At 63.4% G+C, this 24,220-nt stretch carries 21 protein-coding genes; 10 read left to right on the top strand and 11 right to left on the bottom strand.

The annotated features are described in order from the left end of the window. Window positions 1-18 precede the first annotated feature (18 nt). On the top strand, window positions 19-1,995 hold the full coding sequence (parE, locus tag ASS64_RS01850) for a DNA topoisomerase IV subunit B (RefSeq protein WP_067688912.1): 1,977 nt from the start codon (window positions 19-21) through the stop codon (window positions 1,993-1,995). Between the two features lie 41 nt (window positions 1,996-2,036). Here the strand turns inward: parE and ASS64_RS01845 are convergent, their stop codons facing one another. After that, window positions 2,037-2,933, bottom strand: coding sequence for a hypothetical protein (locus ASS64_RS01845; RefSeq protein ID WP_157075048.1), 897 nt, complete (start codon window positions 2,931-2,933; stop codon window positions 2,037-2,039). 158 nt (window positions 2,934-3,091) lie between these two features. Next, window positions 3,092-4,321 carry a bifunctional alpha/beta hydrolase/OsmC family protein gene (locus ASS64_RS01840; protein ID WP_067688905.1) on the bottom strand — a complete coding sequence of 410 codons (1,230 nt, stop codon included), beginning with the start codon at window positions 4,319-4,321 and terminating at the stop codon, window positions 3,092-3,094. A 102-nt stretch (window positions 4,322-4,423) separates the two neighbouring features. On the opposite strand from ASS64_RS01840, the gene ASS64_RS01835 reads away from it, so the two are divergent. Next, on the top strand, window positions 4,424-5,290 hold the full coding sequence (locus ASS64_RS01835; RefSeq protein WP_067688902.1) for a MoxR family ATPase: 867 nt from the start codon (window positions 4,424-4,426) through the stop codon (window positions 5,288-5,290). A gap of 76 nt (window positions 5,291-5,366) precedes the next feature. On the opposite strand, the gene ASS64_RS01830 is transcribed toward ASS64_RS01835, so the two are convergent. Then, a complete protein-coding gene (locus ASS64_RS01830; RefSeq protein ID WP_067688899.1) occupies window positions 5,367-6,764 on the bottom strand; it encodes a methyl-accepting chemotaxis protein in 1,398 nt (465 codons plus the stop codon). 126 nt (window positions 6,765-6,890) lie between these two features. Here ASS64_RS01830 and ASS64_RS01825 point away from each other — a divergent pair, with 126 nt between their 5' ends. After that, on the top strand, window positions 6,891-8,075 hold the full coding sequence (locus tag ASS64_RS01825; protein WP_067688896.1) for a VWA domain-containing protein: 1,185 nt from the start codon (window positions 6,891-6,893) through the stop codon (window positions 8,073-8,075). A gap of 1 nt (window position 8,076) precedes the next feature. Beyond that, window positions 8,077-8,910 (top strand): DUF817 domain-containing protein, encoded by an 834-nt coding sequence (locus ASS64_RS01820; protein ID WP_067688893.1) that lies wholly within the window; start codon window positions 8,077-8,079, stop codon window positions 8,908-8,910. Here ASS64_RS01820 and ASS64_RS01815 read toward each other — a convergent pair. The 3 genes from ASS64_RS01815 to ASS64_RS01805 all read right to left on the bottom strand — a co-directional run bounded on the left by ASS64_RS01815 (window position 8,907) and on the right by ASS64_RS01805 (window position 12,091). After that, complete coding sequence (locus tag ASS64_RS01815; RefSeq protein ID WP_067688890.1) at window positions 8,907-10,193, bottom strand: MFS transporter; 1,287 nt, start codon at window positions 10,191-10,193, stop codon at window positions 8,907-8,909. The genes ASS64_RS01820 and ASS64_RS01815 overlap by 4 nt on opposite strands. Window positions 10,194-10,349: 156 nt before the next feature. Further along, on the bottom strand, window positions 10,350-11,552 hold the full coding sequence (locus ASS64_RS01810; RefSeq protein WP_067688887.1) for an exo-beta-N-acetylmuramidase NamZ domain-containing protein: 1,203 nt from the start codon (window positions 11,550-11,552) through the stop codon (window positions 10,350-10,352). Then, window positions 11,549-12,091: a DOMON-like domain-containing protein gene (locus ASS64_RS01805; RefSeq protein ID WP_067688884.1), complete on the bottom strand. Its 543-nt coding sequence runs from the start codon at window positions 12,089-12,091 to the stop codon at window positions 11,549-11,551. The genes ASS64_RS01810 and ASS64_RS01805 overlap by 4 nt, the downstream gene beginning before the upstream one ends. Before the next feature lie 32 nt (window positions 12,092-12,123). On the opposite strand from ASS64_RS01805, the gene tyrS reads away from it, so the two are divergent. From tyrS to ASS64_RS01780, 5 genes are all read left to right on the top strand, one after another. Further along, on the top strand, window positions 12,124-13,353 hold the full coding sequence (tyrS, locus tag ASS64_RS01800) for a tyrosine--tRNA ligase (RefSeq protein WP_067688881.1): 1,230 nt from the start codon (window positions 12,124-12,126) through the stop codon (window positions 13,351-13,353). 113 nt (window positions 13,354-13,466) lie between these two features. Then, window positions 13,467-13,805 carry a PilZ domain-containing protein gene (locus tag ASS64_RS01795; RefSeq protein ID WP_067688878.1) on the top strand — a complete coding sequence of 113 codons (339 nt, stop codon included), beginning with the start codon at window positions 13,467-13,469 and terminating at the stop codon, window positions 13,803-13,805. Window positions 13,806-13,880: 75 nt separating this feature from the next. Beyond that, window positions 13,881-15,173, top strand: coding sequence for an MFS transporter (locus ASS64_RS01790; protein WP_067688875.1), 1,293 nt, complete (start codon window positions 13,881-13,883; stop codon window positions 15,171-15,173). A 13-nt stretch (window positions 15,174-15,186) separates the two neighbouring features. Continuing rightward, the gene (gene cysK / locus ASS64_RS01785; RefSeq protein WP_067688872.1) at window positions 15,187-16,104 is read left to right on the top strand and encodes a cysteine synthase A; all 918 of its coding nucleotides are present in this window, start codon (window positions 15,187-15,189) and stop codon (window positions 16,102-16,104) included. Next, the gene (locus ASS64_RS01780) at window positions 16,104-16,799 is read left to right on the top strand and encodes a dienelactone hydrolase family protein (protein WP_067688869.1); all 696 of its coding nucleotides are present in this window, start codon (window positions 16,104-16,106) and stop codon (window positions 16,797-16,799) included. The genes cysK and ASS64_RS01780 overlap by 1 nt, the downstream gene beginning before the upstream one ends. A 57-nt stretch (window positions 16,800-16,856) precedes the next feature. On the opposite strand, the gene ASS64_RS01775 is transcribed toward ASS64_RS01780, so the two are convergent. The 4 genes from ASS64_RS01775 to ASS64_RS01760 form a co-directional block, all read right to left on the bottom strand. After that, a complete protein-coding gene (locus ASS64_RS01775) occupies window positions 16,857-18,662 on the bottom strand; it encodes an acyl-CoA dehydrogenase C-terminal domain-containing protein (protein WP_067688866.1) in 1,806 nt (601 codons plus the stop codon). Window positions 18,663-18,713: 51 nt separating this feature from the next. Continuing rightward, complete coding sequence (locus ASS64_RS01770) at window positions 18,714-19,172, bottom strand: MerR family DNA-binding transcriptional regulator (RefSeq protein WP_067688863.1); 459 nt, start codon at window positions 19,170-19,172, stop codon at window positions 18,714-18,716. 32 nt (window positions 19,173-19,204) lie between these two features. Next, window positions 19,205-19,546 (bottom strand): phosphoribosyl-AMP cyclohydrolase, encoded by a 342-nt coding sequence (gene hisI, locus ASS64_RS01765; protein WP_067690298.1) that lies wholly within the window; start codon window positions 19,544-19,546, stop codon window positions 19,205-19,207. A gap of 387 nt (window positions 19,547-19,933) precedes the next feature. Further along, the gene (locus ASS64_RS01760; RefSeq protein ID WP_067688860.1) at window positions 19,934-20,686 is read right to left on the bottom strand and encodes a ComF family protein; all 753 of its coding nucleotides are present in this window, start codon (window positions 20,684-20,686) and stop codon (window positions 19,934-19,936) included. Window positions 20,687-20,741: 55 nt separating this feature from the next. Between ASS64_RS01760 and ASS64_RS01755 the strand changes: the two genes are divergently transcribed. Beyond that, window positions 20,742-21,500: a methyltransferase gene (locus tag ASS64_RS01755; protein ID WP_067688857.1), complete on the top strand. Its 759-nt coding sequence runs from the start codon at window positions 20,742-20,744 to the stop codon at window positions 21,498-21,500. A 41-nt stretch (window positions 21,501-21,541) separates the two neighbouring features. On the opposite strand, the gene ppdK is transcribed toward ASS64_RS01755, so the two are convergent. Beyond that, on the bottom strand, window positions 21,542-24,208 hold the full coding sequence (gene ppdK / locus ASS64_RS01750) for a pyruvate, phosphate dikinase (RefSeq protein WP_067688855.1): 2,667 nt from the start codon (window positions 24,206-24,208) through the stop codon (window positions 21,542-21,544). Window positions 24,209-24,220: the final 12 nt, after the last annotated feature.

The raw sequence follows: 24,220 nt of genomic DNA, 5'->3' as shown, positions 1-24,220 counted from the left end.
GCGATATAGCCTGTCCCCATGTCCGACGATCTGTTCGAAAACACGCCCACATCCAGCGGCGACTATGACGCTTCCTCGATCGAGGTTCTCGAAGGCCTCGAACCGGTGCGCCGCCGCCCCGGCATGTATATCGGCGGGACCGACGATCGCGCCCTCCACCATCTCGCTGCCGAAGTTCTCGACAATGCGATGGACGAGGCGGTTGCGGGCCACGCGACGCGGATCGAGATGCGGCTGGAGGAAAGCAACCGAGTCGTGATTGCCGACAACGGTCGCGGCATCCCGGTCGACGAGCATCCGAAATATCCCGGCAAGTCTACGCTCGAAGTGATCCTGTCGACGCTCCATTCGGGCGGCAAGTTCTCGGGCAAGGCCTATGCCACCAGCGGTGGTTTGCACGGTGTGGGTGTCTCGGTGGTCAATGCCCTGTCCAGCGACACGCGGGTCGAAGTCGCGCGCGACAAGCAGCTCCACGCACAGAGCTTTTCCAAAGGGCAGACGCTGGGCCCCATCGAACAACTCGGCCCGACGCCCAACCGCCGCGGCACAACCGTCAGCTTCGTGCCGGACACCGAAATCTTCGGCGACCGCAAGTTCAATCCCAAGCGCCTGTTCAAGCTCGCACGCTCGAAAGCCTATCTGTTTGCAGGGGTCGAAATCCGCTGGAAATGCGCCGAGAGCCTCGCCAGCGAAGAAGTCCCGGCCGATGCGGTGTTCAAATTCCCCGGCGGCCTCGCCGATCACCTTGCCGAACAGATCGGCGCGCGCGAATGCGTTACCGCGCAGCCCTTCACCGGCAATCAGGACTTCCCGGACGAAGCAGGCCGCGTCGAATGGGCGATCGCCTGGCCACTCTATTCGGACGGTTCGACGAGCTGGTACTGCAACACCGTGCCGACCCCCGACGGCGGCACGCACGAGCAGGGCCTGCGCGCGGCACTGACCAAGGGCCTGCGCGCATTCGGCGAACTGACTGGGATAAAGAAGGCGAAGGACCTTACCGCCGACGACGTGATGACCGGTGCGGAAGTCATGCTCAGTGTTTTCATCCGCGATCCGCAATTCCAGAGCCAGACCAAGGACCGCCTCACCTCGCCCGAGGCCGCGCGCCTGGTCGAGAACGCGGTACGCGACCATTTCGACCATTTCCTCGCCGACAATATGGACCGCGGCAAGGCGCTGCTCGGCCAGGTGATGGAGCGGATGGACGAGCGCCTGCGACGGAAGCAGGAACGCGAAATCAAGCGCAAGACCGCGACCAATGCCAAGAAGCTGCGCCTGCCCGGCAAGCTTACCGACTGTTCGGGCGAAGGCGATGGCGAGACCGAACTCTTCATCGTCGAAGGCGACAGCGCAGGCGGCAGCGCCAAGCAGGCGCGCGATCGCAAGACACAGGCGATCCTGCCGATCCGCGGCAAGATCCTCAACGTCGCCAGCGCATCCGCCGACAAGATCCGCGCGAACAGCGAAATCGCCGACCTCACGCTGGCGATGGGCTGCGGCACACGCAAGGATTGCGACCCGGAAAACCTGCGCTACGACCGCATCATCATCATGACCGATGCCGATGTCGATGGCGCGCATATCGCGACGCTGCTGATGACCTTCTTCTTCCAGGAAATGCCCGAGGTCGTGCGCGGCGGGCATCTCTACCTCGCCCAGCCCCCGCTCTATCGCCTCACTGCAGGAAAGGAGAGCCGCTACGCTCGCGACGACGCGCATCGCGCCGAGCTGGAGGAGACGGTATTCAAGGGCAAGAAGGTCGATGTCGGACGGTTCAAGGGCCTGGGTGAAATGAACCCCGCGCAATTGCGCGAAACGACGATGAACCCCGACACCCGCAGCCTGATCCGCATCACCCTGCCGCCCGAGTTCGAGGACCGCGCGAAAGTGAAGGAACTGGTCGACCAACTCATGGGCCGCAATCCCGAACACCGCTTCAACTTCATCCAGAACAATGCGGGCGACATGGACCGCGAGATGATCGACGCGTAGACTGGGCGACCGGTCTGCGCGCCGATATCTCTTGCGTCACGCTATGCCGTCGGTGGTGTGTGCTCGACCTTATGCTTTATCTTGAGGCCCAGCCCGACCAGGTCGAGCAGGATCATCGCGACCTTGGCCGCAGCTGCCGCGCCACCTGAAAGCGCCCCGGCTGCGATCCAAGCGATCATCTTCGCAATGGCGACGACATAATCCTTCCACGACATGTCCGCGAACATGTGGGCGAAAAACTCCGAGAATATCGTCCAGAATTCGGCCTTGTGGATCAGTTTCAGAAACTTCGCCCAGTTCTTCGCTTTGATGGCGTAAAGGATTGCTTCCCATAGTTCCTTGTTCCGCCCGGTCTGTCGCCAAGTTTTCATCGCTTCGCGCAAAGCTGCCGAACTGGCCTTCTTCGGCGGCTTCATCTTCAGGCCGATCGCGCTGGTCAGCGTGCCGATGATCTGGATGAGTACATCTACGTAGAATGCGGCTTCAGCAATGGCGCTTTCGTCTGAGATGTTTTCGCTCAAATATTCGACCTGTCCATCATTGTATACCGCCAACAAGCTATCGCCATTGCGCACCATCACCGGAGTGGCGGCCTGTACATTCGCATAGGCCAGCGCGCCGTCGCACTTCGGAATATCGCAGGCGTCGATAACGAATGCCTCGATTTCAGGCCGGATATCCTCCCAATCATGTTTGCCCAATGCCCGCCGACCCGCAGCCTGCAAGGCAGTGTCCAGTCGATCCGGAACTTCCTCCAGGACCAAATCGACAAGCTCGCGGGAGGCCCGGAATGGTGCCTCGATTTCCAGAGGGTCGATCGTCCGCAAATAGGCATCTATTCCCGCGGATCCCGAAACGATCGATTGCAGAGATTCGCGTTTAAAAAGGGTGTCCTCCCTGTGCGGTGGAACCCGGTTCAATACTTTAGCCGTAGACATTGAAATCCTCCTCGAGATCGAAAAGCGACCCGTGGGGACCCGAATTCATATAGACCAAAATACCAAAATATTTGCGGAATGACACCTGGCGTAGTTTCGCAGCGCTAAACCCTAACGATAAGCGCGCTTTTCGCCTATGAAAGAAGAGAGGGGCAAGATTAGTCCCGGTCCGCTTGGACCACAGCATGCACGTGCAGCTCGCCCTCGAGCGTGCGGTGCACCGGGCACTTGTCTGCAATCTCGATGATCCGTCGGCGCTGGTCCTCGTCCAGGTCTTCGCCGTGCAGCGCTATTTTCCGATTGAGCGCCTGCATCTGCCTGCCCTCTTCCATCGCCTCGACGTGGTCGCATTCGTCCTTGTGGTTGCGCTCGTGGATCACCTCCACCGTCACGCCTTCGAGCGGCCAGCCCTTTTTGTCGGCGTACATCTTCATCGTCATGGCGGTGCAGGTGCCGAGCGCGGCATTGAGGAGGTCGTACGGTGTCGGGCCGGTATCGTCGCCGCCATAGCTGGTCGGTTCGTCGGCGACGAAGCGATGGCTCTTCGTGTGGACCTCGGTGCCGAACTTGCCGTGGCCGGTTTTGACCACCACCCCGTCCTCGGGCATCGGCCAGTCTTCGTGCATGGGTATGTAGCGACCGGCCCATGAGGCGATCACGCTTGCGGCGAAATGCGCATCGGCATCGTTCAGGAGCAAGTGGTCTGCGCCTTCGAGGCTGACGAAACTCTTCGGATGCTTGGCCGCGCGGAAGAGAGCGCTGGCATTCTCGATTCCTACCACGTCGTCGGTGGGGGAATGGAGGAACAATAGCGGGCGCTTCAACCGCGCAACCTCTTCCAGCAGATCGGTGTTTTCCACCTTTTCGAGGAAGTCCCGGCTGAGCGCGAAATCGCGCCCTCCGATGGTCACCTCTCCCTCGCCTTCCTTACGGATTGCTTCGAGATCGCCGTCGATGCGCTGAAGGACGTGCGGAACATCGCTGGGCGCGCCGATCGTGGCGATGGCCGCCACCTTGTCGAAGCCGAGATCGTCCGCGGCGGCAAGCACGGCCGCACCGCCCAGACTGTGCCCCACTAACAGAATCGGCTGCGCGAAACGGTCGAGCAGTTCCTCCGCCGCCGCAACGAGATCGGCGACATCGGTGGCAAAGCCCGCGCGTCCGAACTCGCCCTCGCTTCCGCCCAGCCCGGTGAAGTCGAACCGCAAGCAGGCGATACCTTCCTTGGCCAAGGCCCGCGAGACGCTGACCGCGGCACGGCTCTGCTTGGTGCAGGTGAAGCAATGCGCAAACAGCGCAGCACCACGCACCAGGCCGGTAGGCAATTCGAGCGAACCTTCGAGCGTATGGCCCGCATCGGTGGCGATGGTGATCTTCTTGGTCGGCATAGGTCCTCCACATCCGTGTGCCGCGGCACACTGGTTACAACGCCCCCTTGCACGAGCGGTGCCCGGCCCCTAACGCTCGCGTAAAGTTGCAAGGGAAAACCGATGACCGATCAGACCTCCGAGCCGGCCCGTTTCGAAGGCACGAAATCCTATATCGCCACCGACGACCTCAAGGTCGCGGTCAACGCTGCGGTAACGCTGCGCCGGCCGCTGCTGGTCAAGGGCGAACCGGGAACGGGTAAGACGGTCCTTGCGCACGAGATCGCTCAGGCGATCGATGCGCCGCTGATCGAATGGAACGTCAAGTCGACCACCAAGGCGCAGCAGGGCCTTTACGAGTACGATGCAGTCGCCCGCCTGCGCGATGGCCAGTTGGGCGACGAGCGGGTCCACGACATTGCGAACTACATCAAGAAGGGCAAGCTGTGGGAGGCCTTCACCTCCGAACAGCTCCCGGTCCTGCTGATCGACGAGATCGACAAGGCCGATATCGAATTCCCCAACGACCTGTTGCAGGAACTCGACCGGATGAGCTTCGACGTTTACGAGACGCATGAGCGGATCGAGGCGAAGGAGCGCCCGATCGTGGTAATCACTTCGAACAACGAAAAAGAGTTGCCCGACGCTTTCCTTCGCCGCTGCTTTTTCCATTACATCAAATTCCCCGACACCGAGACGATGCGCGAGATCATCGAGGTTCACTTCCCCGGCATCCAGAAGAGCCTCGTCACCAAAGCGATGGAAATCTTCTACGAAATCCGCGACGTGCCGGGCCTCAAGAAGAAGCCCTCGACCAGCGAACTGCTCGACTGGCTCAAACTGCTGCTCAACGAGGACATGCCGCTCGAAGTGCTGCAGGATGCGAACCCCAACGCGGCGATTCCGCCGCTTCACGGTGCGCTCCTCAAGAACGAGCAGGACGTGATGATGTTCGAACGTCTCGCCTTCATGGCGCGCCGCCAGAGCTGATCGGCGGATCAGGCAGGAAAAAGGGGCGCGTACCGATCACGGTCCGCGCCCCTTTTGCTTGCTATTCCAACGATCGCTAGAAGCTGTAGGCCAGCTCGAAGTCGCCCCAGCGGCGGCCGTTAATGTGAAGCGGCACATAGACGTTGCGCACCACCAGATAGTTCTTCCCGTCGCCTTCCTGGCGATAGACCGCCATCGTGTAGGGATCGCTCGTCGCCTTGGCGACATGGTCGATCCCTTCGAGCAGGATCCGCCCGTTGCGGCAGTATTTGGTATCGTGCGCGAGCTCCCCGGTGGGCTTGCGCGAATGTTCGGTCACATGGGTGGGCAGGAAGCCGTTCATATCGGCCTGCGAACACATGATCACCCCGCCCCCCTCGCTGCTCACACGGTCGTTGAGCGGACGCCAGTTGGCATCGGCCCAATCGCTCAGGCTGGTCCGGTATAGTGGCGGATTGGTGCCCGGAACCTGGCGGTAATCCCGGTCGAAGAGTTGTTCCATCGTCAGGTCGCCTGCCTCGATGGCTTTCTCTGCGAGTGCGACGATTTCCTGCGCGTGGCCTTGAGCCTTCTCGACCATCGCGCTGTCCTGCGGCGAGAGACCGGCCTTTACCAGCTTGTCGAACATGTCGCTGGCTATCAGCTCCAGCTCTTCCATCCGACCGTGTGCGGTCGCCAGCTTGTTTTCGTTTTCGCTGACTGCACCGTCGAAATCGCCGAGCACGTCCTGCACCCGGTGAACGTGGTCCGAAATCGTCGAGGTATTGCGCGCGATCTGGTCCTGCTGCCCGTCAACCTCGAGCAGTAGCGCGGTGACGCTGCGCATCGTGTCCTCGATCGAGCCGACCGAGTTCTTCGCCTGGCTGCTCGCCTCGGCGCCGCTCTCGATCTTCTCGATGACCTGCCCCGCTTCGTTCCCGAGCATGTCGATCGTGCGGCCGATTTCCTCGGTCGCCTTGCGTGTCTCGCTGGCGAGCGATTTCACCTCGTTGGCAACGACTGCGAAGGTACGCCCCTGCTCGCCGGCACGCATCGCCTCGATCGTGGCGTTGAGCGCTAGGATGTTGGTCGTCTCGGCGATCTGGTCGATCTCCTGGCTCGAACGGCGGACCTGGTCCATCGCCGCGGCAAAGCCGGTGACGTGTTCGGTCAGCGTTTCGACGAGGCTGAGCAAATTGCCGATCTCGTTCAGCGAATTGCTGATCATCAGCGAGCCGTCATTGAGCCGCTCGATCGCGCGTTCGGACAGCAGGCGCGCTTCGTCGCTTGCCTCCAAGACCTTGCGCTGATCTTCGTCGAGCGCACGGACCGTACCCTGCAGTTCGACATATTCGCTGCGCAAATGACCGAAGGAATCGATAACGCCCTGCACGATGCCGGCGACGTCCGAGCAGCCCACGGTAACCTTGCCGCAGGCTTCGGGAATCTGGTCGAGGGCCGATGCGCCCCTGGCATCGATCGCGCTAAGTTCCATTGTCCAATTGACCCCTGTTTGGATTCTTATGCGACCTCCGTAGGGTAGGATGGTTAGCGGAGCGTAAAGAGAATGTCATAAATCGGGCACTGGTGCAGGGTGCAGGCACGCGCTAGACCGGCTGGCATGTTCTTCAATTTCGTCGACGAGCTGCGCGCTGCGGGCATTCCCGCGAGCTTTAAGGAACACCTCACGCTGATCGAGGCGCTGGATCGCGATGTGATCGAGCAATCGCCCGAGGCGTTCTACTACCTGTCCCGCGCCACCTTCGTGAAGGACGAAGGTCTGCTCGACCGGTTCGATCAGGTTTTCCAGAAGGTCTTCAAGGGCATATTGACCGATTACGGCCAGAACCCGGTCGACATTCCGGAAGACTGGCTGAAGGCGGTGGCCGAGAAATTCCTCTCCGAGGAAGAGATGGAAGCGATCAAGAGCCTGGGCGACTGGGACGAGATCATGGAGACGCTCAAGAAGCGGCTCGAGGAGCAGGAAAAGCGCCACCAGGGCGGCAACAAATGGATCGGCACCGGGGGCACCTCGCCCTTCGGCAATTCGGGCTACAACCCCGAAGGCGTGCGGATCGGCGGCGAGAGCAGGCACAAGCGCGCGCTCAAGGTGTGGGACAAGCGCGAGTTCAAGAATCTCGACAACACCAAGGAACTGGGCACGCGCAACATCAAGATGGCGCTGCGTCGGCTACGCCGCTTCGCGCGCGAAGGCGCGGCGGACGAGCTCGATCTCGATGCGACGATCGAGGGCACCGCCAAGCAGGGCTGGCTCGATATCCACATGCGGCCCGAGCGTCACAATGCGGTCAAGCTGCTGCTGTTCCTCGATGTCGGCGGCTCGATGGACCCGTTCATCAAGCTGTGCGAGGAGCTGTTCAGCGCGGCCACCGCCGAATTCAAGAATCTCGAATTCTTCTATTTCCACAACTGCCTTTACGAAGGCGTGTGGAAGGACAACCGCCGCCGCTGGCAGGAACGCACCAAGACCTGGGACGTGCTCCACAAATACGGCCACGACTACAAGGTGATCTTCGTCGGCGATGCGGCGATGAGCCCTTATGAGATCACCCATCCGGGCGGCAGCGTCGAGCATATGAACGAGGAAGCCGGCGCCACCTGGATGCAGCGTGTGACCAACACCTATCCCGCGACCGTCTGGCTGAACCCCGTGCCCGAGAAGCAATGGAGCTATTCGCAGTCGACCAAGGTGATGAAGCAGCTGGTCAACGACCGGATGTACCCACTGACGCTCGACGGACTCGACGACGCGATGCGCGAGTTGAGCCGCAAGGCGGGCGCCTGATTTGAGGCACAGCCGCTTCGAGGCGGTTCGCCTCCGCCTCGAACGCTTCGATCCGGGAACAGGCTGGCGGCTCTGGCTCTACGAATTCCTGCTGTTCGGTTTCAAACAGGCATGGGCCTGCCTGTTCGGCGGGTTGCTGCTCGCGCTGCTCCTGGCGACGCATTTCTTCTACCCGGACAACGCAGCACTTCACCGCTACGACTTTCTCACCCTATCGGCGTTCGCGATACAGGCAGCCATGCTGGGCTTCCGGCTCGAGACCTGGGCCGAGGCAAAGGTAATCCTGATCTTCCACGTCGTCGGCACTGTGATGGAGCTGTTCAAGACCGCTGCCGGATCGTGGATCTACCCGGAAGCCAGCGTGCTCCACATCGGTGCGGTGCCGCTATTTTCGGGCTTCATGTACGCGGCGGTCGGAAGCTACATCGCGCGCGTATGGCGGATCTTCGACTTTCGCTACACCGACTATCCTGCGCGTTGGACCACATGGGTGCTGGCCGCAGCGATCTACATCAACTTTTTCGCGCACCACTGGCTGCCCGACATTCGCCTGGTACTTTTCGCCGCGACCATCGTGTTGTTCTGGCGCACGCGCGTGCATTTCCGCAACTGGCGCGAGCATCGCTGGATGCCGCTCCTGCTCGGCTTCCTGCTGGTCGCGCTGTTCATCTGGGGGGCAGAGAACATCGGCACTTTCGCGCAGGCCTGGACCTACCCCGGACAGGAGGACGGTTGGCAGATGGTCAGCCTCGCCAAGCTGGGCAGCTGGTTCCTGCTGATGCTGATCAGCTTCGTACTGGTCGAGCTGGTCTCGCCCGTTCGCGCGCCCGACTAGCCCTTTTGGTCGAGCTCCTCGTTCAACCGGAGCGAGCAGCGCCAGAAGAAGAATGCCGGGACCAGCCCCAAGAACGCGGCGCCATAGAGCACGTAGCGCACGCTTTCTTCCCCATATTCGGGGCGCAGCACATCCGACAGCATGCCGAAGAAGAGCGGCCCAAGCCCCAGGCCGATAAGGTTCTGGAAGAACAGCAGGACTGCTGCCGCGATCGCCCTTGCCCGCAGCGGCACCAGCCCCTGCGCGGCCGAATAGGTCGGCCCATAATAGAGCGAATTGAAGAGGGTCGGCAGGAACAGCAGCGCCAGCGCGAATGCCCAGTTCTCGGCCTGGTAAGCAAAGAAGGCGAGCGGTACGGCCAGAGCCATCCCCACTGCGGGTGCGGTCAGCACATGCCTGCGGTTCTCCGCGCCGTACCGGTCGGCAATCCAGCCTCCCAGGAATGTGCCTGCGATCCCTGCGGCGCCGTTGACCACCCCGAACCAGAAGCCCACTTCACCCGGTGTAAGCCCATGCGTGCGCTGGAAGAAGATCGTCGTCCAGGTCGTCTTGCCATAGGCAAGGAATGCGGCGGCAGAACCTGCGACCAGCAACAGGACGAATGCTTTCGAACCCATGACCGATCGCACCGCCTGGCCGAGCGGCATGGTCGGCTGCGCATTCGATGCGGCCTGCGCCTCCGCCATGGTGCGGCGTGGCTCCTTGAGGACATAGGCCACGACGAAGGCCAGCAAAACACCCGGTACGCCGACGATAAAGAACGCCATGCGCCAGCCCACCAGGTCGGCCAGCACCCCGCCGATCATCATCCCGAGCAGCGTGCCGATGGGAATGCCCAAGGCATAGAAGGCGAGCGCCGAGCTGCGCTTCTTGGGTTCGACCATGTCCGCGATCAGTGAATGCGCGGGCGGCGTGCAGCCCGCTTCCCCGATCCCGACACCGATGCGTGCCAGCAGCAATTGGACGAAGTTCTGCGCCATCCCGCACAATGCGGTCATCGCCGACCAGGTCGCCAGCGCGATCGCGATAAGGCGGGGGCGATGCGTCGAGGGCCGGTCCGAAAAGCGGGCGATCGGCAGGCCCAATACGGTGTAGAACAAAGCGAAGGCCAAGCCCGTCATCAGCCCGATCTGCGTATCGCTCAACCCCAGCTCGAGCCGGATCGGCTCGGCGAGGATATTGACGATCTGTCGGTCGATGAAATTGAAGATGTAGACGACCAGCAGGATCCACAGGGTGACCCTGACCGACCCGCCGGCCTGGCGCGCTGCCGCAGTTGCCATGAAAATTCTCTCCCGAAGCGCGGGTATGCCCGTCGCTGGATCGCAAGCTCCATTGCTCCGGTGGCTTCGTCAAGCCCATTCGTCGAAAATCGAAGAATGGGTCGGTTTTCCGGTCGAGTCGTTTTGGCCGCGCAGAGTCCCCTGCGCGGTCGGCGATCAGCTGTAGATCAGGTGCGGCGCGATGGTTTCGCGCCACGCGGCCTCGTCGGCAGCCGCGAGTTCGTCGAGATCGTTGGGCACGGCGGTCTTGTCCTCGACCCATTCGCGCAGTGCCGGGCCGCCGTTGATGACATCGATCGCAAGCCGGTCGAACTCGTACTCATAGGGAAAATCGCGCCAGATCGGATAATCGGGATACAGGCTGCGAATCGCCTTGAAGGCCAGCGCCTGCAGCCGCCAGGGCTGGAAGGCGTGATGGTCGTAGAACTTGCCCTCGGCATGCACCATCAGCCCGTTGCACAGCGTTCCGGCGTGCTTGTGAAAGGTCGGCTCGAACCAGCATTCGCGCAGTGCGCAGCCGCGCAACCACACGGGCGCGAGGCGCTCCATCTCGGCGAGCACCGCCTTGGCATCGATATCGGGCGCGCCGAACAGCACTTCCAGCGGACGGGTGGTTCCCCTTCCCTCGCTCAGCGTCGTTCCCTCGAGCATGACCGTACCGGCATAGGCGCGCGCCATGTTGAGGGTTGCGGCGTTGGGGCTGGGATTGATCCAGACGCGCCCATCGGGCCACCCGTATCCCGGGGCCTTCCCCGGCTTCCAGCCCTCCATCTCGATCACCTGCAAGTCGACATCGAGCTTGAAATGTTCCACGAACCAGCCCGCCATTTCCCCCATGGTAAGGCCATGGCGCATGACCATCGGGCCCGCGCCGACAAAGCTTTCCTGTCCCGGCACGAGCAACGTGCCTTCGACCGGTCCGCCCGCGGGATTGGGGCGATCGAGCACCCATACGCTCTTGCCCGTCTTCGCGGCCTCTTCGAGCAGGTACAGCAGCGTTGTGACGAAGGTATAGATGCGACAGCCGAGATCCTGCAGGTCGAACAGGAACACGTCTGCGCTCGACATCATCTGTCCCGTCGGGCAGCGTACTTCGCCGTAAAGGCTAAAGACGGGGATGCCATACTGCGGATCGGTCTCGTCCGCGGTTTCGACCATGTTGTCCTGCTTGTCGCCCTTGAGCCCGTGCTGCGGACCGAAGGCGGAAGACACGCTGACACCGCGATCGATCAGCGCATCGAGCGAATGGTCGAGATTGGCGGTGACCGAGGCGGGGTGAGCTATCAGGGCTACGCGCTTGCCCTCGAGCGGCTTGCGCAGTTCCTCTTCGGTGATGAGACGATCGATACCGAATTTCATGCGCCGCTGGGTGCCGCAAGCCGCGCGGTGAAGCAAGCCGGATCATGGAAATCGGGCTGCTCCCCCCCATGCGCCAGTGCCCAGTAGCTCTTGTGCCCTCCGATTTCCTCGATCACGCAGGTCGGTGCCATCGCGCAACCCTCTTGTGGGAGGCCAACTGTCGGAACAGCGGCATCGAAGATGGCGAAGCTGCTGCCCAGACGCATGGTGCAACCCGGCTCGCGCGGCATCGGCCGTTCGGTCATGCCTTCGCGGCGGGCCGTGAAGTCATAGGCGTTCCAGCGTTCGGAAGGCGACAGGTTGAACTCACAATAGGCCTGTCCGCCGTCCGGCTGCAGGAACAGCTCGAAGCAGGTGGTTTGCCATAGATCGTCCGCCCTCCCCTTGCCCGCGAAAGGAGGCACGACGAGCCTGCCCGATCCCTCGATCCGCCAGCGCAGGCGCAGCCAGTTGTCGTCGCGCCCGATCACGCGGGATTCCACCTTCGCAACCGCCAGCGGTGGATGGGCGGAATGAGGGTGCAATCGATACGTTTCCATGCTGCCCCTTACCTGCTAGCGGGCGCTTCGTCATGAGCAACTACTCTTCCGATCTCCTGCGCCTGCTCGACGAGCGCGGCTATATCCACCAGGTCACCGATCCTGAAGGCCTCGATGCCCTCGCCGGCAAGCAGATCGTGCCCGGCTATATCGGCTTCGATGCCACCGCGCCTTCGCTGCATGTCGGCAGCCTGGTGCAGATCATGATGCTGCGGCGCCTGCAACAGGCGGGTCACAAACCGATCGTGGTGATGGGTGGAGGGACCACCAAGGTCGGCGATCCCAGCGGCAAGGACGAAAGCCGCAAGATGCTCACCAATGAGGATATCGAGGACAACATCGCGGGCATCCGCAAGGTGTTCGAACGCCTGCTGACTTTCGGCGACGGCCCCACCGACGCGGTGATGGTCAACAATGACGAGTGGCTCAGCCAGCTCGGCTATATCGACCTGCTGCGCGACGTCGGACCGCACTTCACGATCAACCGCATGCTGACCTTCGATTCGGTCAAGCTGCGACTCGAGCGCGAACAGCCACTGACCTTCCTCGAATTCAACTACATGATCCTGCAGGCCTACGATTTCCGCGAGCTGGCGCAGCGCTACGGGTGCCGGTTGCAGATGGGCGGCAGCGACCAGTGGGGCAATATCGTCAACGGGATGGAGCTCGGTCGCCGGATGGACGGGACGGAGCTGTTCGGCCTGACCACCCCGCTCCTGACGACCGCCGACGGCGCCAAGATGGGCAAGACTGCGGCGGGCGCCGTCTGGCTCAATGAAGAGCAATTGCCCAGCTACAATTTCTGGCAATATTGGCGCAATGTCGACGACCGCGACGTCGGGCGCTTCCTGCGCCTGTTCACGGATCTGCCGCTCGACGAAATCGCACGGCTCGAGACGCTCGAAGGGTCGGAAATCAACCTGGCCAAGACTGTCCTTGCCAATGAGGTAACCAAGCTCGTTCGAGGTGAGGAGGCAGCCAGGCTGGCCGAGCGAACGGCTGCAGAGACCTTCGCCGGTGGCGGTGCGGGCGCCGACCTTCCCTCGCTCGAAGTGGGCGATGACGGCATGCGTATCGGCGCGGTACTGACAGCGCTCGGATTCACCGCCTCCAACGGCGAAGCCAAGCGTAAACTGGCCGAAGGCGCGGTGAAGCTCGACGGGATGGTGGTGACCGATCCGGGGTTCCTCGTGAATGTCGATCGGAACGACGAAGCCAAACTCAGCCTGGGCAAGAAGAAGCATGCGATCATTCGGTGCTAACTCTCGACGAATTGCGCCTTTTTCGCTGCCGATCCGATGTTGCGGTTTACCAATTGGCAGCCTTTTGCACGCATAAGGGTGTCTGATCGTTTCACCGCAAAGGGCCCCCCGGCATGAGTTCAGGTGCACAACTGAGCGTTACCGACCAGCGGCGCATGGCGCGCCATCCGGTCGACCACCCGGTTATCGCCGAACATTTCGGCAAGGGCGACGTGCGCCTGCATATTGCGAATATTTCCGCCAACGGCTTCATGATCGACAATGCCGAGGACATCGGCCGCGGCGAGCGCGTGATCGTCCGTCTACCGGTCATCGGCCGCATCGAAGCCTATTGCATCTGGACGCGCGACAACCGCGCCGGCTTCCAGTTCGAACGTATCATCCGGGTCGACGATTTCCTCGCCATGATCGATACGCTGCAGCCCAATCCGCGCCTGCGCAAGCTGCGTTAGGCACGCAACACCTTCTACTGGAACGACAAGCAGGCCCGTCTTCACAACCGAAGGCGGGCCTGCCATGCGTCCGGGGTGAGCGAAACGACTGCGCCTTCCCCTGACACGTCGCCCCTTCGGATCGCGAATTTCCGCGCCTATTGGCTGAGCCGGCTGTCGATGACGCTGGCGCAATACGCGATGATGCTGATCATCGGGTGGCAGACCTATAATATCGCGCGCGACGGCGGGATGGATGTTGCCGCCGCTTCCGGCCAGTTGGCGCTGATCGGCCTGCTGCAATTCGTCCCGCTGTTCCTGCTCACACCGTTTTCGGGCTGGGCGGCAGACCATTTCGACCGGCGCGATTTGGCGCGTCTCACCATTCTGGCGCAACTCGGCTGCGCCGGAGTGCTCGCATGGCTCACTTGGAGTGGCAGCCTGACCCTTATCGCGCTGTTCGGCGTCGCGGTCGTCCTCGGCATCGTGCGTGCGTTCAACGGTCCCGCCCTGTCCGCACTGGCGCCCAATCTGGTACCCAAGGCGATCCTGCCCAATGCCATCGCGCTGTCGAGTATCGCCTGGCAGGTCGGCATGATCGTGGGCCCGGCGATCGGCGGCTACACCTACGCCATCCTGCCCGCCCTGCCCTATATCGCCGCCAGCGTGCTGTTCGCGGTCTCGCTAACTGCGCTGTCCTTCATCGGCAAGGTCCCGCAGCCCCCGCGCGAAGCGAACAAGCGGCCGATCCACCAGATGGTCGAGGGGTTGCGCTATGTCGTGCGGAACAAGATGGTGCTGGGCGCAATCACGCTGGACCTCTTCGCGGTTTTTCTCGCCGGCGCGACCGCGCTGTTTCCGGTCTATGCACGCGACATCCTCGAAGTTGGCGAGACCGGCCTGGCGCAGCTCGCAATGGCACCGGCCGTGGGTGCCGCGCTCACGGCCCTGTGGTTCAGCTTTCGCCCGCTCAGAACCAATGTCGGGCCCAAGATGCTGTGGGCGGTGGCGATCTTCGGCCTGGCCACTGTGATCTTTGGCCTGTCGGAATCGATGCCGCTCAGCCTCGCCATGCTGTTCATCGTCGGCGCGGCGGACATGTTCAGCGTCTATATCCGCCAGTCGCTGATCCAGCTCCACACGCCCGACGACAAGCGCGGGCGCGTATCCTCGGTCAGCCTACTGACCATCAGCGCCTCGAACGAATTCGGCGACTTCTTCTCCGGCAGCCTCGCGTTTCTTGTTGGCCCGGTGCTGGCGGTGGTCGGCGGCGGCGTAGGTGCGATCGTTACCGTCGCCCTCTGGGCGCGCATTTTTCCGGTTCTGCGGACAACGCGGACCTTTGACCCTCCGCAAGAATTGCTAGACACTCCCCCTAAGAGAAATTGAAGGAGCAGATGCCATGAAAGCCGACTCCGTCCTCGCCACGATTGGCGGCACCCCGCATATCCGCCTGTCGCGCCTGTTCCCCGACCATGAGGTCTGGGTGAAGAGCGAGCGCGCCAATCCGGGCGGTTCGATCAAGGATCGCATCGGCCTCGCCATGATCGAGGATGCCGAGAAGGCGGGCAAGCTCAAGGAAGGCGGAACGATCATCGAGCCGACCAGCGGCAATACGGGCATCGGACTGGCGATGACCGCCGCGGTCAAGGGCTACAAGCTGGTGCTGGTCATGCCCGAAAGCATGAGCATCGAGCGCCGCCGCCTGATGCTCGCCTATGGCGCGACGTTCGACCTCACGCCCAAGGAAAAGGGAATGAAGGGCGCGATCGAGCGCGCGCAGGAACTCGTCGAGACGACCGAAGGCGCCTGGATGCCCAGCCAGTTCGACAATGAAAGCAACTGGAAGGTGCATGCCCGCACCACCGCCAAGGAAATCCTCGACGATTTCGCCGATTCGCCGATCGATGCACTGATCACCGGCGTGGGCACGGGCGGCCACCTGACGGGCTGCGCGGAAGTGCTGAAGGAGCACTGGCCCGAAATGAAGGCCTGGGGTGTCGAGCCGACGCTCTCCCCGGTCATCAACGGCGGCCAGCCCGGCCCGCACCCGATCCAGGGCATCGGCGCAGGCTTCATTCCCGGCAATCTGCACACAGACGCGATCGAAGGCGCGCTCCAGGTCGACGCCGCGGACGCCAAGGAAATGGCACGTGAATGCGCGGTCAAGGAAGGCCTGCTGGTGGGCATCTCGAGCGGTGCGACGCTCGCCGCGATCAAGGCCAAGCTGGCCGACCTGCCCGCCGGTTCGCGCGTGCTCGGCTTCAATTACGATACGGGCGAACGGTATCTGTCGGTGCCGGATTTCCTGCCCGAGTGATGGAGTTCGAGAAGGTCGGATACCGCGATGGCGCGGTCGAACTGACGGCGCTTCACGCGCGGCCCCAAGCGAAGCCGCGCGGCGCGGTCGCGATTTATCCGACCTTCATGAACTCGACGCCCGGCGTGGAAACGAAAGCCATGCAACTCGTCGAGGCGGGTTATGCGGTGCTGATAGCGGATTTCTACGGCCCCGATGCCCCGTCGGACTTCGACGAGGCGTTCGAGGCCATGCGCAAGCTGCGCAGCGATCCGCACGCGATGCGGCATAGGCTGCGCGCGGCGCTCGACCTGCTTCGAACGCTCGAGCCGGACGTACCTCAGCTGGCGATCGGCTTCTGTCTCGGTGGCATGGCCGTGTTGGAAATGGCGCGCGACGGGCAGGACCTCGCAGCGGTTGCCAGCTTTCATGGCCTGTTCGAAACCGCACTGCCTGCAGACAAGCCGATCAAACCGCGCATCCTCGTTTGCCATGGCGATGCCGATGCCATGGTTCCGCGCGAACAGGTGGCGGCGTTCTGGGAGGAAATGGACGGCGTCCAGGCCGACTGGCATTTCCACAGCTATGCGGGCATCGAACACGGCTTCACCAATCCGCGTATGCTCGACGGCTCACCCAACCCTGCCTATGACGCCAGCGCCGACCGACAGAGTTGGGCGGCGATGCACAGCCTGTTCGACGAGGTCCTCGGCTGAAACGAAAAAGGCCCGGACGTCTCCGCCCGGGCCCTTTCATCGATATGCGCCCGTGGTTCAGGCCGCCGTGGCGAAAGCGTCCTCGCCCAGCGCCATCATGCTGTCCGCCCCGCTTTCGAGCTTGCGGCGCAGCGCGCCAGCATCGGGCAGGAAACGGTCCATGTAATAACGGGCGGTCGAAAGCTTGGCTTCGTAGAACGCCGTGTCTTCTGTGCCCCCGGCCAGCGCCGCCTGCGCGACCTTGGCCATTCGCAGCCACATCCAGCCCAGCGTCACAATGCCCATGATGTGCATGTAGTGATGCGCGCCAGCGCCGAGATGGTTGGGGTTTTGCATCGCATTGTTCATGAACCACATGGTCGCGGCCTGCTGCTGACCGAGCGCCTTTTCGAGCTGTTCGGCCATGGCGCCGAGATCCGCATCGCCCTTGGCGGCTTCGATGTCTTCGCCGACGGCCTTGAAGAAAGCCTGGATCGCAGCGCCGCCCTTGCTGGCGAGCTTGCGACCGCAAAGGTCCATCGCCTGCACGCCATTGGTGCCTTCGTAGATCTGGGCGATGCGCGCGTCGCGCACGAACTGGCTCATGCCCCATTCCTCGATGTAGCCGTGGCCACCGAAGACCTGCTGCATATTGGTGGCGACTTCATAGCCCTTGTCGGTGCCGTAACCCTTGATGACCGGGGTCAGCAGGCCAATCATCTGGTCGGCTTCGGCACGTTCTTCCTCGGTCTGCGCCTTGTGGCTCAGATCGACCTGCAGGGCGCCCCACAGGCACAGGGCGCGCATGCCTTCGGTGAAGGCCTTGGCGTCCATCAGCATGCGGCGCACGTCGGGGTGCACGAAGATCGGATCGGCCGGTGCCTCCGGCTCGGCCGGGCCGGTGAGCGCGCGACCCTGGCGCCGGTCGAGCGCATAGGCGACCGCATTCTGGTAGGCGGCCTCGGCCTGGCTGAGCCCCTGGATGCCGACGCCGAGACGCGCTGCATTCATCATGATGAACATGGCGGCGAGACCCTTGTTCTCCTCGCCGACCATCCATCCCTTGGCGCCGTCGTAATTGAGGACGCAGGTCGAGTTGGCGTGGATGCCCATCTTGTGTTCGATCGAGCCGCACATCACCCCGTTGCGCTCGCCCACCGAGCCGTCCTCGTTCACCAGGAACTTCGGCACGACGAAGAGCGAAATGCCCTTGGTGCTGTCGGGCGCACCCGGCGTCTTGGCGAGCACGAGGTGGATGATGTTGTCGCTCATGTCATGCTCGCCGGCGGAGATGAAGATCTTCGTGCCGGTGATCGAATAGCTGCCGTCGGCCTGCGGTTCGGCCTTGGTCCGGATCATGCCGAGATCGGTGCCGCAATGCGGCTCGGTCAGGTTCATGGTGCCGGTCCATTCGCCCGAGACCATTTTCGGCAGGTAGGTTTCCTTCTGTTCCTGGCTGCCCTTGGCGATCAGCGCCGCGATCGCGCCATTGGTGAGGCCCGGATACATGCCGAATGCCTGATTGGCGCCGGAAATGTATTCTTCCATCACGAAGCCGAGGACGTGCGGCATGCCCTGCCCGCCGAATTCCTCCGGATGCGCCAGCGTGCCCCAGCCCGCTTCGCGGAACTTGTCGAAAGCGTCCTTGAAGCCCTTGGGCGTGGTCACCGAACCGTCGTCGTGGCGGGTGCAGCCTTCCTGATCGCCCGACTGGTTGAGCGGGGCAAGCACCTCGGCGCAGAACTTGCCGCCTTCATTGACGACCGCATCGGTCACGTCGGGGCTGACCGCCTCGAAGCCCGGGAGATTGCCGTAGCTGGCAAGGTCGAGCATCTCATTGATGACGAAGCGGGTATCGCGGGTCGGCGCGGAGTAGATGGGCATCTGCGTGTCCTTGGGTTGGGGGTCGGTAGGGGTTCTCGCCGGGAAGGCTGATTAGTCGAGGTCGAGCGTTTCGATATGTTCGATGAATTCGGTGAGTTCGTTGATCGAGCTGTCGATATCGTCACGCTGTTCTTTCAGCTTGGCGACATGCGCCTTGCATTTCTCGATCGTGACGCGGCGCTGTTCGACGCGGCCGTCGCCCAGATCGTAGAGATCGATCATTTCGCGGATTTCGGTCAGCGAGAAGCCGACGTTCTTGGCGCGCATGATCCAGGCCAGACGTGCACGGTCGCGCTTCGAATAAATGCGGGTCAGGCCGATGCGCGAGGGCGCGATCAGCCCCTCGTCTTCGTAGAAGCGCAGTGCGCGCGCGGTGCAGCCGAATTCACTGGTGAGGTCGGAAATCGAATACTGCTCGCGACCGAGTTCGTCCGGCCGTTCGATATGGGCGCCGGCATGGCGACGATCGCCATTCGCGGCGGCTTGATCCTTCGAGAGCGGCTGTGTCATGCCACTCCAATAACCCAACGTTTACGTAAGCGTCAAGTATTGACGGGTTGGAGAACGTCGCCGTCAATGACGCGATAGAAGCAGCTCGTCGCTCCGGTATGGCAAGTGGGCCCGGCGGGACGGCATGACAGCACGAGCGCATCCTGGTCGCAATCGACTCGGATTTGCTCCACTGCCAGCACATCGCCCGAGGTCTCGCCCTTCTTCCACAGTTTGCCGCGGGAGCGCGAGTGGAAATGGGCAAAGCCGGTCTTGCGCGTCGCGGCGATGGCTTCGGCATCCATGAAGCCCACCATCAGCACCTCGCGGGTTTCGTGATGCACGACGACGGCGCTCAACAGGCCCTTGTCGTCGAACTTGGGCATGAAGATCATTCCCGCCTCGCGCTCGGTCTTCTCGTCCACACTTCCGCCTTTCGAACTCGGATCGATGGGCCACGCTTGTTGCAAGATAACCACAAAGTCGACCCAAAATCCGGCAATCCTGCAAATGCTTGTTTGAACAATGCGGCATTTGAGGAACAAATGCATCTGCAGGCAAGTGAGGCCTGCCCACCGGAGCAGCGGTGCCAGCAGAGCGCCAGGTTCAGGGGGTCAACGGATCCGCTGCCGCGAAGAGGGTTTACGCGGCGCATCCGGAACGATGAGGGATGGACCGAGGGTGCATGCTGGGGGGCTGCACCCGTGCCGCAAGGCCGGTCCGGTAATATTCGTCACGTGGCGCCCGGGATCGCAAGGTCCCGGGCGTTTCACATGGGCCGGTCAGTGGCCCAGCGCCTCGTCCAGCACCCGGGCGAAGCAGGCGATCGTCACGCTCCGCGCGCCGTCTCTTTTAAGCGCCTTCACGCAGGCAGTACTGGTGGAGCCACTGGTCAGGACATCGTCGACCAGCAGGACATCGCGCCCTCGTATCGCCGCGGTGCGTTTCGCATGAACCCTGATCGAGCCCGCCAGCACCTTCGCCCGCGCCTTCTTGCCCAGGCCGCCCAGTGTCGGCGTCGGCTTCGTGCGGACCAGCCCGTCGACACACATGCATCCGTGCCCCATCCTGGCTAGCTGTCCGCCCAGCAAGGCCGCCTGGTTGTAGCCGCGCTGCCACAACCGGCGAGGGTGCAGCGGTACGGGGACGATCACCCGGTCCGCATTCGGTTCGGGTAGCCGCGCCGCGATCAGCCGCGCCAGCATCGGCGCGAGCGCGATCCGGCGGCCGTGTTTGAAGGCGAGCACCAGCTTGCGCGAAACGTCGGTATAGAGCGTGCCCGCCGCAATCCCGTCATGCAGCGGCGGATCGGCGAGGCAGGGCGCACAGATGGCGGCCTCGTCCGGACCGCGATCCCCAAAGGGCCGCTGGCAGGCGGCGCAGCTCGGTTCGGACGGGATCGCCAGATCCTCCCAGCACACCGCGCACAAACCGCCCTGCTCGGCGATCGCACCGCCGCAGGCCGGACAGCGGGGCGGATAGACGAAGTCGAGCACCGGCGCGATGCTTGCGGCAAGGAGGCGGCTTGTCGACACATTCGCATGCTGCCGCGCTTGCGCGAGGCTGGCAAGCGCGGCAGGGCGTGGCGCGATGGCAAGCCAGGCCCCTCCCCGGATATTCTCGCGCCGCCGCCGGATCGCCGGTCTACGCCGCGCCCGCGTCAGGCAGGCCAAGCGCGATGCCGCGCGCTATGTTCTCGACGACATGGTCGAGGACGTGCTCGACCGGCTCGAGTTCATTCGCCTTTCGCCGCAGCGCGTCCTCGTCATCGGCGACTGGACCGGTACGCTCGCGCTGTCGTTGCGCGGGGGCGGGTCGCTCGTCGACGAACACGACGTTGCGACGCTCGACGAAGAGCACCCGATCGAGGCGGAGCCCTACGACCTCATCGTCAGCCTGTGTTCGCTCGACCGGGTCAACGACCTTCCTGGTGCGCTGCTGCACCTGCGCAACGCATTGGCGCAAGGCGGCCTGATGATTGCCAGCATCGTCGGCGCGGGAAGCCTCGCCAACCTGCGCCGCGCGATGCTTGCCGCCGAGCCCGACCGGCCGGCGGCGCGGATGCATCCGCTGGTCGACAACCAGGCCGCCTCCGCCCTGATGCAGCGCGCGCTGTACAAGCGGCAGGTGGTCGACAGCCGCACGCTGACCGTGTCCTTCGGATCGCTCGACCGGCTTGTGTCGGACCTGCGGGACCAGGCTCTCGGCAGCGCGCTCGCCAGCGCGCCACCGGCGCTGGGCAGGCCAGCCAAAGTGCGCGCCGAAGAGGCGTTTCTCGACGCCGCGAACGAGCGCGGCCGTGTCCTCGAAAGTTTCGAGATACTGACCTTAACCGGCTGGAAAGACTGAGTCCTCGTACATCGACCTGCGCCCCCCGTCTTCGCAGGGGATCAGTCTTTCAGGCTTGCCTGGGCCGCTGCCAGCCGCGCGATCGGCACGCGGTAGGGCGAGGCGCTGACGTAATCGAGACCGGTCTTTTCGCAAAAGGCGATGCTGGCCGGATCGCCGCCATGTTCGCCGCAGATGCCGAGCTTGAGCCCGTCGCGCGTCGCCCTGCCCCGCTCGGCCGCAAGCTCGACCAGCTGGCCGACGCCATCGACATCGAGGCTGACGAAGGGGTCGCGCGCGAAGATGCCCTTGTCGACATAGGTCGTCAGGAACCGCCCGGCATCGTCGCGGCTGACGCCGAGCGTGGTCTGCGTCAGATCGTTGGTCCCGAAGCTGAAGAACTCGCCCACTTCGGCGATCTCACTGGCCATCAGCGCTGCGCGCGGCAGTTCGATCATCGTACCGACGAGGTAGTCGACCGAGGACCCTGAGGCCTCGAAGACCTCCTGCGCCACACGGTCCACCACGTCCTTGAGCAGCGCGAGCTCGCGCCGGGTCGCCACAAGCGGGATCATGATCTCGGGCACCGGCGCTTCGCCGCTATCCTTTGCCACCTGGCAGGCGGCCTCGAAGATTGCGCGCGCCTGCATCTCGTAGATCTCGGGATAGGTGATCCCGAGACGGCAGCCGCGATGGCCCAGCATGGGGTTGAACTCATGCAGCTCGCCAGCACGGCGGCGCAGCTTGTCCACATCGACGCCGGTCGCGTCGGACAGCTCCTCGAACTCGGCATCGCCATGCGGCAGGAATTCGTGGAGCGGCGGGTCGAGCAGACGGATCGTGCAGGGCAGGCCTGCCATCACCTCGAAAATGGTCACGAAGTCGCTGCGCTGCTCGGGCAGCAGCTTGTCGAGCGCGGCGCGGCGGCCCTTTTCGCTGTCCGCGAGGATCATCTCGCGCACCGCGCTGATGCGGTTCGCGTCGAAGAACATGTGCTCGGTGCGGCACAAGCCGATACCCTCGGCGCCGAACTGGCGTGCCATGCGGCATTCGGCCTCGGTTTCGGCATTGGTGCGGACCTTCATCCGGCGATGCTTGTCCGCCCATTCCATGAGCGTGCCGAAGTCGCCTGCAAGCTCGGGTTCGATGGTCGCCACCTCGCCCGCCATCACCTGGCCATTGGCACCGTCGATTGTGATGACGTCGCCTTCCAACAGATCGCGATTGCCGATGCGAAGGCTGCGCCCGGCGCGGTCGATCGACACGGCAGATGCACCCGAAACGCAAGGTCGGCCCATCCCGCGCGCGACCACGGCAGCGTGGCTGGTCATGCCGCCGCGGGCGGTGAGGATGCCGGTGGCGGCGTGCATGCCGTGAATGTCCTCGGGGCTGGTTTCGACCCGCACCAGGATCACCTTCTCGCCGCGCCCGGCCCAGGTCTCCGCCGTGTCGGCATCGAGCACGATCCGGCCGCTGGCGGCGCCCGGCGAGGCGGGCAGGCCGGTGGTCAGTACATCGCGCGGCGCATCGGGATCGAGCGTGGGGTGGAGCAGCTGGTCCAGCGCCATGGGATCGACGCGCAGGATCGCGGTTTTTTCGTCGATCAGCCCCTCGCCCACCATGTCGACCGCCAGCTTGAGCGCGGCCTTGGCGGTGCGCTTGCCGTTGCGCGTCTGGAGCAACCAGAGCTTGCCCTGCTGCACGGTGAACTCGATGTCCTGCATGTCGGTGTAATGCCGCTCGAGCAGGTCGAACAGGCGCGCCAGCTCGGCGAAGGCCTCGGGCATGGCCTCCTCCATGCTCGGCTTGTCGGCTCCCGCAGCTTCGCGTGCCGCCTTCGTCAGATATTGCGGCGTGCGGATGCCCGCGACGACATCCTCGCCCTGCGCATTGACCAGCCATTCGCCGTAATAGGCCTTCTCGCCGGTCGAGGGATCGCGAGTGAAAGCCACGCCGGTGGCGCTGGTGTCGCCCATATTGCCGAACACCATCGCCTGCACGTTCACCGCGGTGCCCATGTCGTGCGGAATGTCGTTCAGGCGGCGGTAGATCTTGGCCCGCTCGGTATCCCAGCTGTCGAACACCGCGCCGATCGCGCCCCACAGCTGTTCGACCGGATCCTGCGGAAACGGCGTGCCCAACTCTTCCTCGACGATCGACTTGTACTGACCGACCAGCGTCTTCCACTCCTCGGCGGAAAGCTCGGTATCGGCGTAATAGCCATTGTCTTCCTTGGCGATTTCGAGCGCTTCTTCGAACAGGCCGTGATCGACGCCGAGCACCACGTCGCCATACATCTGGATGAAGCGGCGGTAGCTGTCCCAGGCGAAGCGTTCGTCGCCGCTGGTCTTCGCCAGGCCCTCCACGGTCTCGTCGTTAAGGCCGAGGTTGAGCACGGTATCCATCATGCCCGGCATCGAGATCGCGGCGCCCGAGCGGACCGAGACGAGCAGCGGATCCGCCGCATCGCCGAAGCCCTTGCCGACCGTTGTCTCGACATGGTTCAGCGCTTCGGCGACATCGCCGCGCAGCTTATCGGAGAAGTCGCTGCCGCCCGCGAGATACTTGAGGCATTCCTCGGTCGCGATGGTGAAGCCGGGAGGGACCGGCAGGCCGATGCTCGCCATTTCGGCGAGGTTTGCGCCCTTGCCGCCGGTAACGGTCTTGTCCTTCTGTCGTGCATTCGAATGCGGAGCATCGCCGCCGAAGGTGAAGACCGTTTCGTTCATGTTAGTCCCTGT

The sequence above is a fragment of the Erythrobacter sp. AP23 genome (assembly GCF_001542855.1).
In the GTDB taxonomy this organism is placed as follows: domain Bacteria; phylum Pseudomonadota; class Alphaproteobacteria; order Sphingomonadales; family Sphingomonadaceae; genus Qipengyuania.
The sequence above is the reverse complement of the archived record's forward strand: the minus strand, read 5'-3'. Positions and strand labels throughout refer to the sequence as shown.

Bases quoted from the DNA above. Each gene is read 5' to 3' on its own strand.
- parE (WP_067688912.1), top strand. From the start codon at position 19: ATGTCCGACGATCTGTTCGAAAACACGCCCACATCCAGCGGCGACTAT.
- ASS64_RS01845 (WP_157075048.1), bottom strand. From the start codon at position 2,933: ATGTCTACGGCTAAAGTATTGAACCGGGTTCCACCGCACAGGGAGGAC.
- ASS64_RS01840 (WP_067688905.1), bottom strand. From the start codon at position 4,321: ATGCCGACCAAGAAGATCACCATCGCCACCGATGCGGGCCATACGCTC.
- ASS64_RS01835 (WP_067688902.1), top strand. From the start codon at position 4,424: ATGACCGATCAGACCTCCGAGCCGGCCCGTTTCGAAGGCACGAAATCC.
- ASS64_RS01830 (WP_067688899.1), bottom strand. From the start codon at position 6,764: ATGGAACTTAGCGCGATCGATGCCAGGGGCGCATCGGCCCTCGACCAG.
- ASS64_RS01825 (WP_067688896.1), top strand. From the start codon at position 6,891: ATGTTCTTCAATTTCGTCGACGAGCTGCGCGCTGCGGGCATTCCCGCG.
- ASS64_RS01815 (WP_067688890.1), bottom strand. From the start codon at position 10,193: ATGGCAACTGCGGCAGCGCGCCAGGCCGGCGGGTCGGTCAGGGTCACC.
- ASS64_RS01810 (WP_067688887.1), bottom strand. From the start codon at position 11,552: ATGAAATTCGGTATCGATCGTCTCATCACCGAAGAGGAACTGCGCAAG.
- ASS64_RS01805 (WP_067688884.1), bottom strand. From the start codon at position 12,091: ATGGAAACGTATCGATTGCACCCTCATTCCGCCCATCCACCGCTGGCG.
- tyrS (WP_067688881.1), top strand. From the start codon at position 12,124: ATGAGCAACTACTCTTCCGATCTCCTGCGCCTGCTCGACGAGCGCGGC.
- ASS64_RS01795 (WP_067688878.1), top strand. From the start codon at position 13,467: ATGAGTTCAGGTGCACAACTGAGCGTTACCGACCAGCGGCGCATGGCG.
- cysK (WP_067688872.1), top strand. From the start codon at position 15,187: ATGAAAGCCGACTCCGTCCTCGCCACGATTGGCGGCACCCCGCATATC.
- ASS64_RS01780 (WP_067688869.1), top strand. From the start codon at position 16,104: ATGGAGTTCGAGAAGGTCGGATACCGCGATGGCGCGGTCGAACTGACG.
- ASS64_RS01775 (WP_067688866.1), bottom strand. From the start codon at position 18,662: ATGCCCATCTACTCCGCGCCGACCCGCGATACCCGCTTCGTCATCAAT.
- ASS64_RS01770 (WP_067688863.1), bottom strand. From the start codon at position 19,172: ATGACACAGCCGCTCTCGAAGGATCAAGCCGCCGCGAATGGCGATCGT.
- hisI (WP_067690298.1), bottom strand. From the start codon at position 19,546: ATGATCTTCATGCCCAAGTTCGACGACAAGGGCCTGTTGAGCGCCGTC.
- ASS64_RS01755 (WP_067688857.1), top strand. From the start codon at position 20,742: ATGGCAAGCCAGGCCCCTCCCCGGATATTCTCGCGCCGCCGCCGGATC.
- ppdK (WP_067688855.1), bottom strand. From the start codon at position 24,208: ATGAACGAAACGGTCTTCACCTTCGGCGGCGATGCTCCGCATTCGAAT.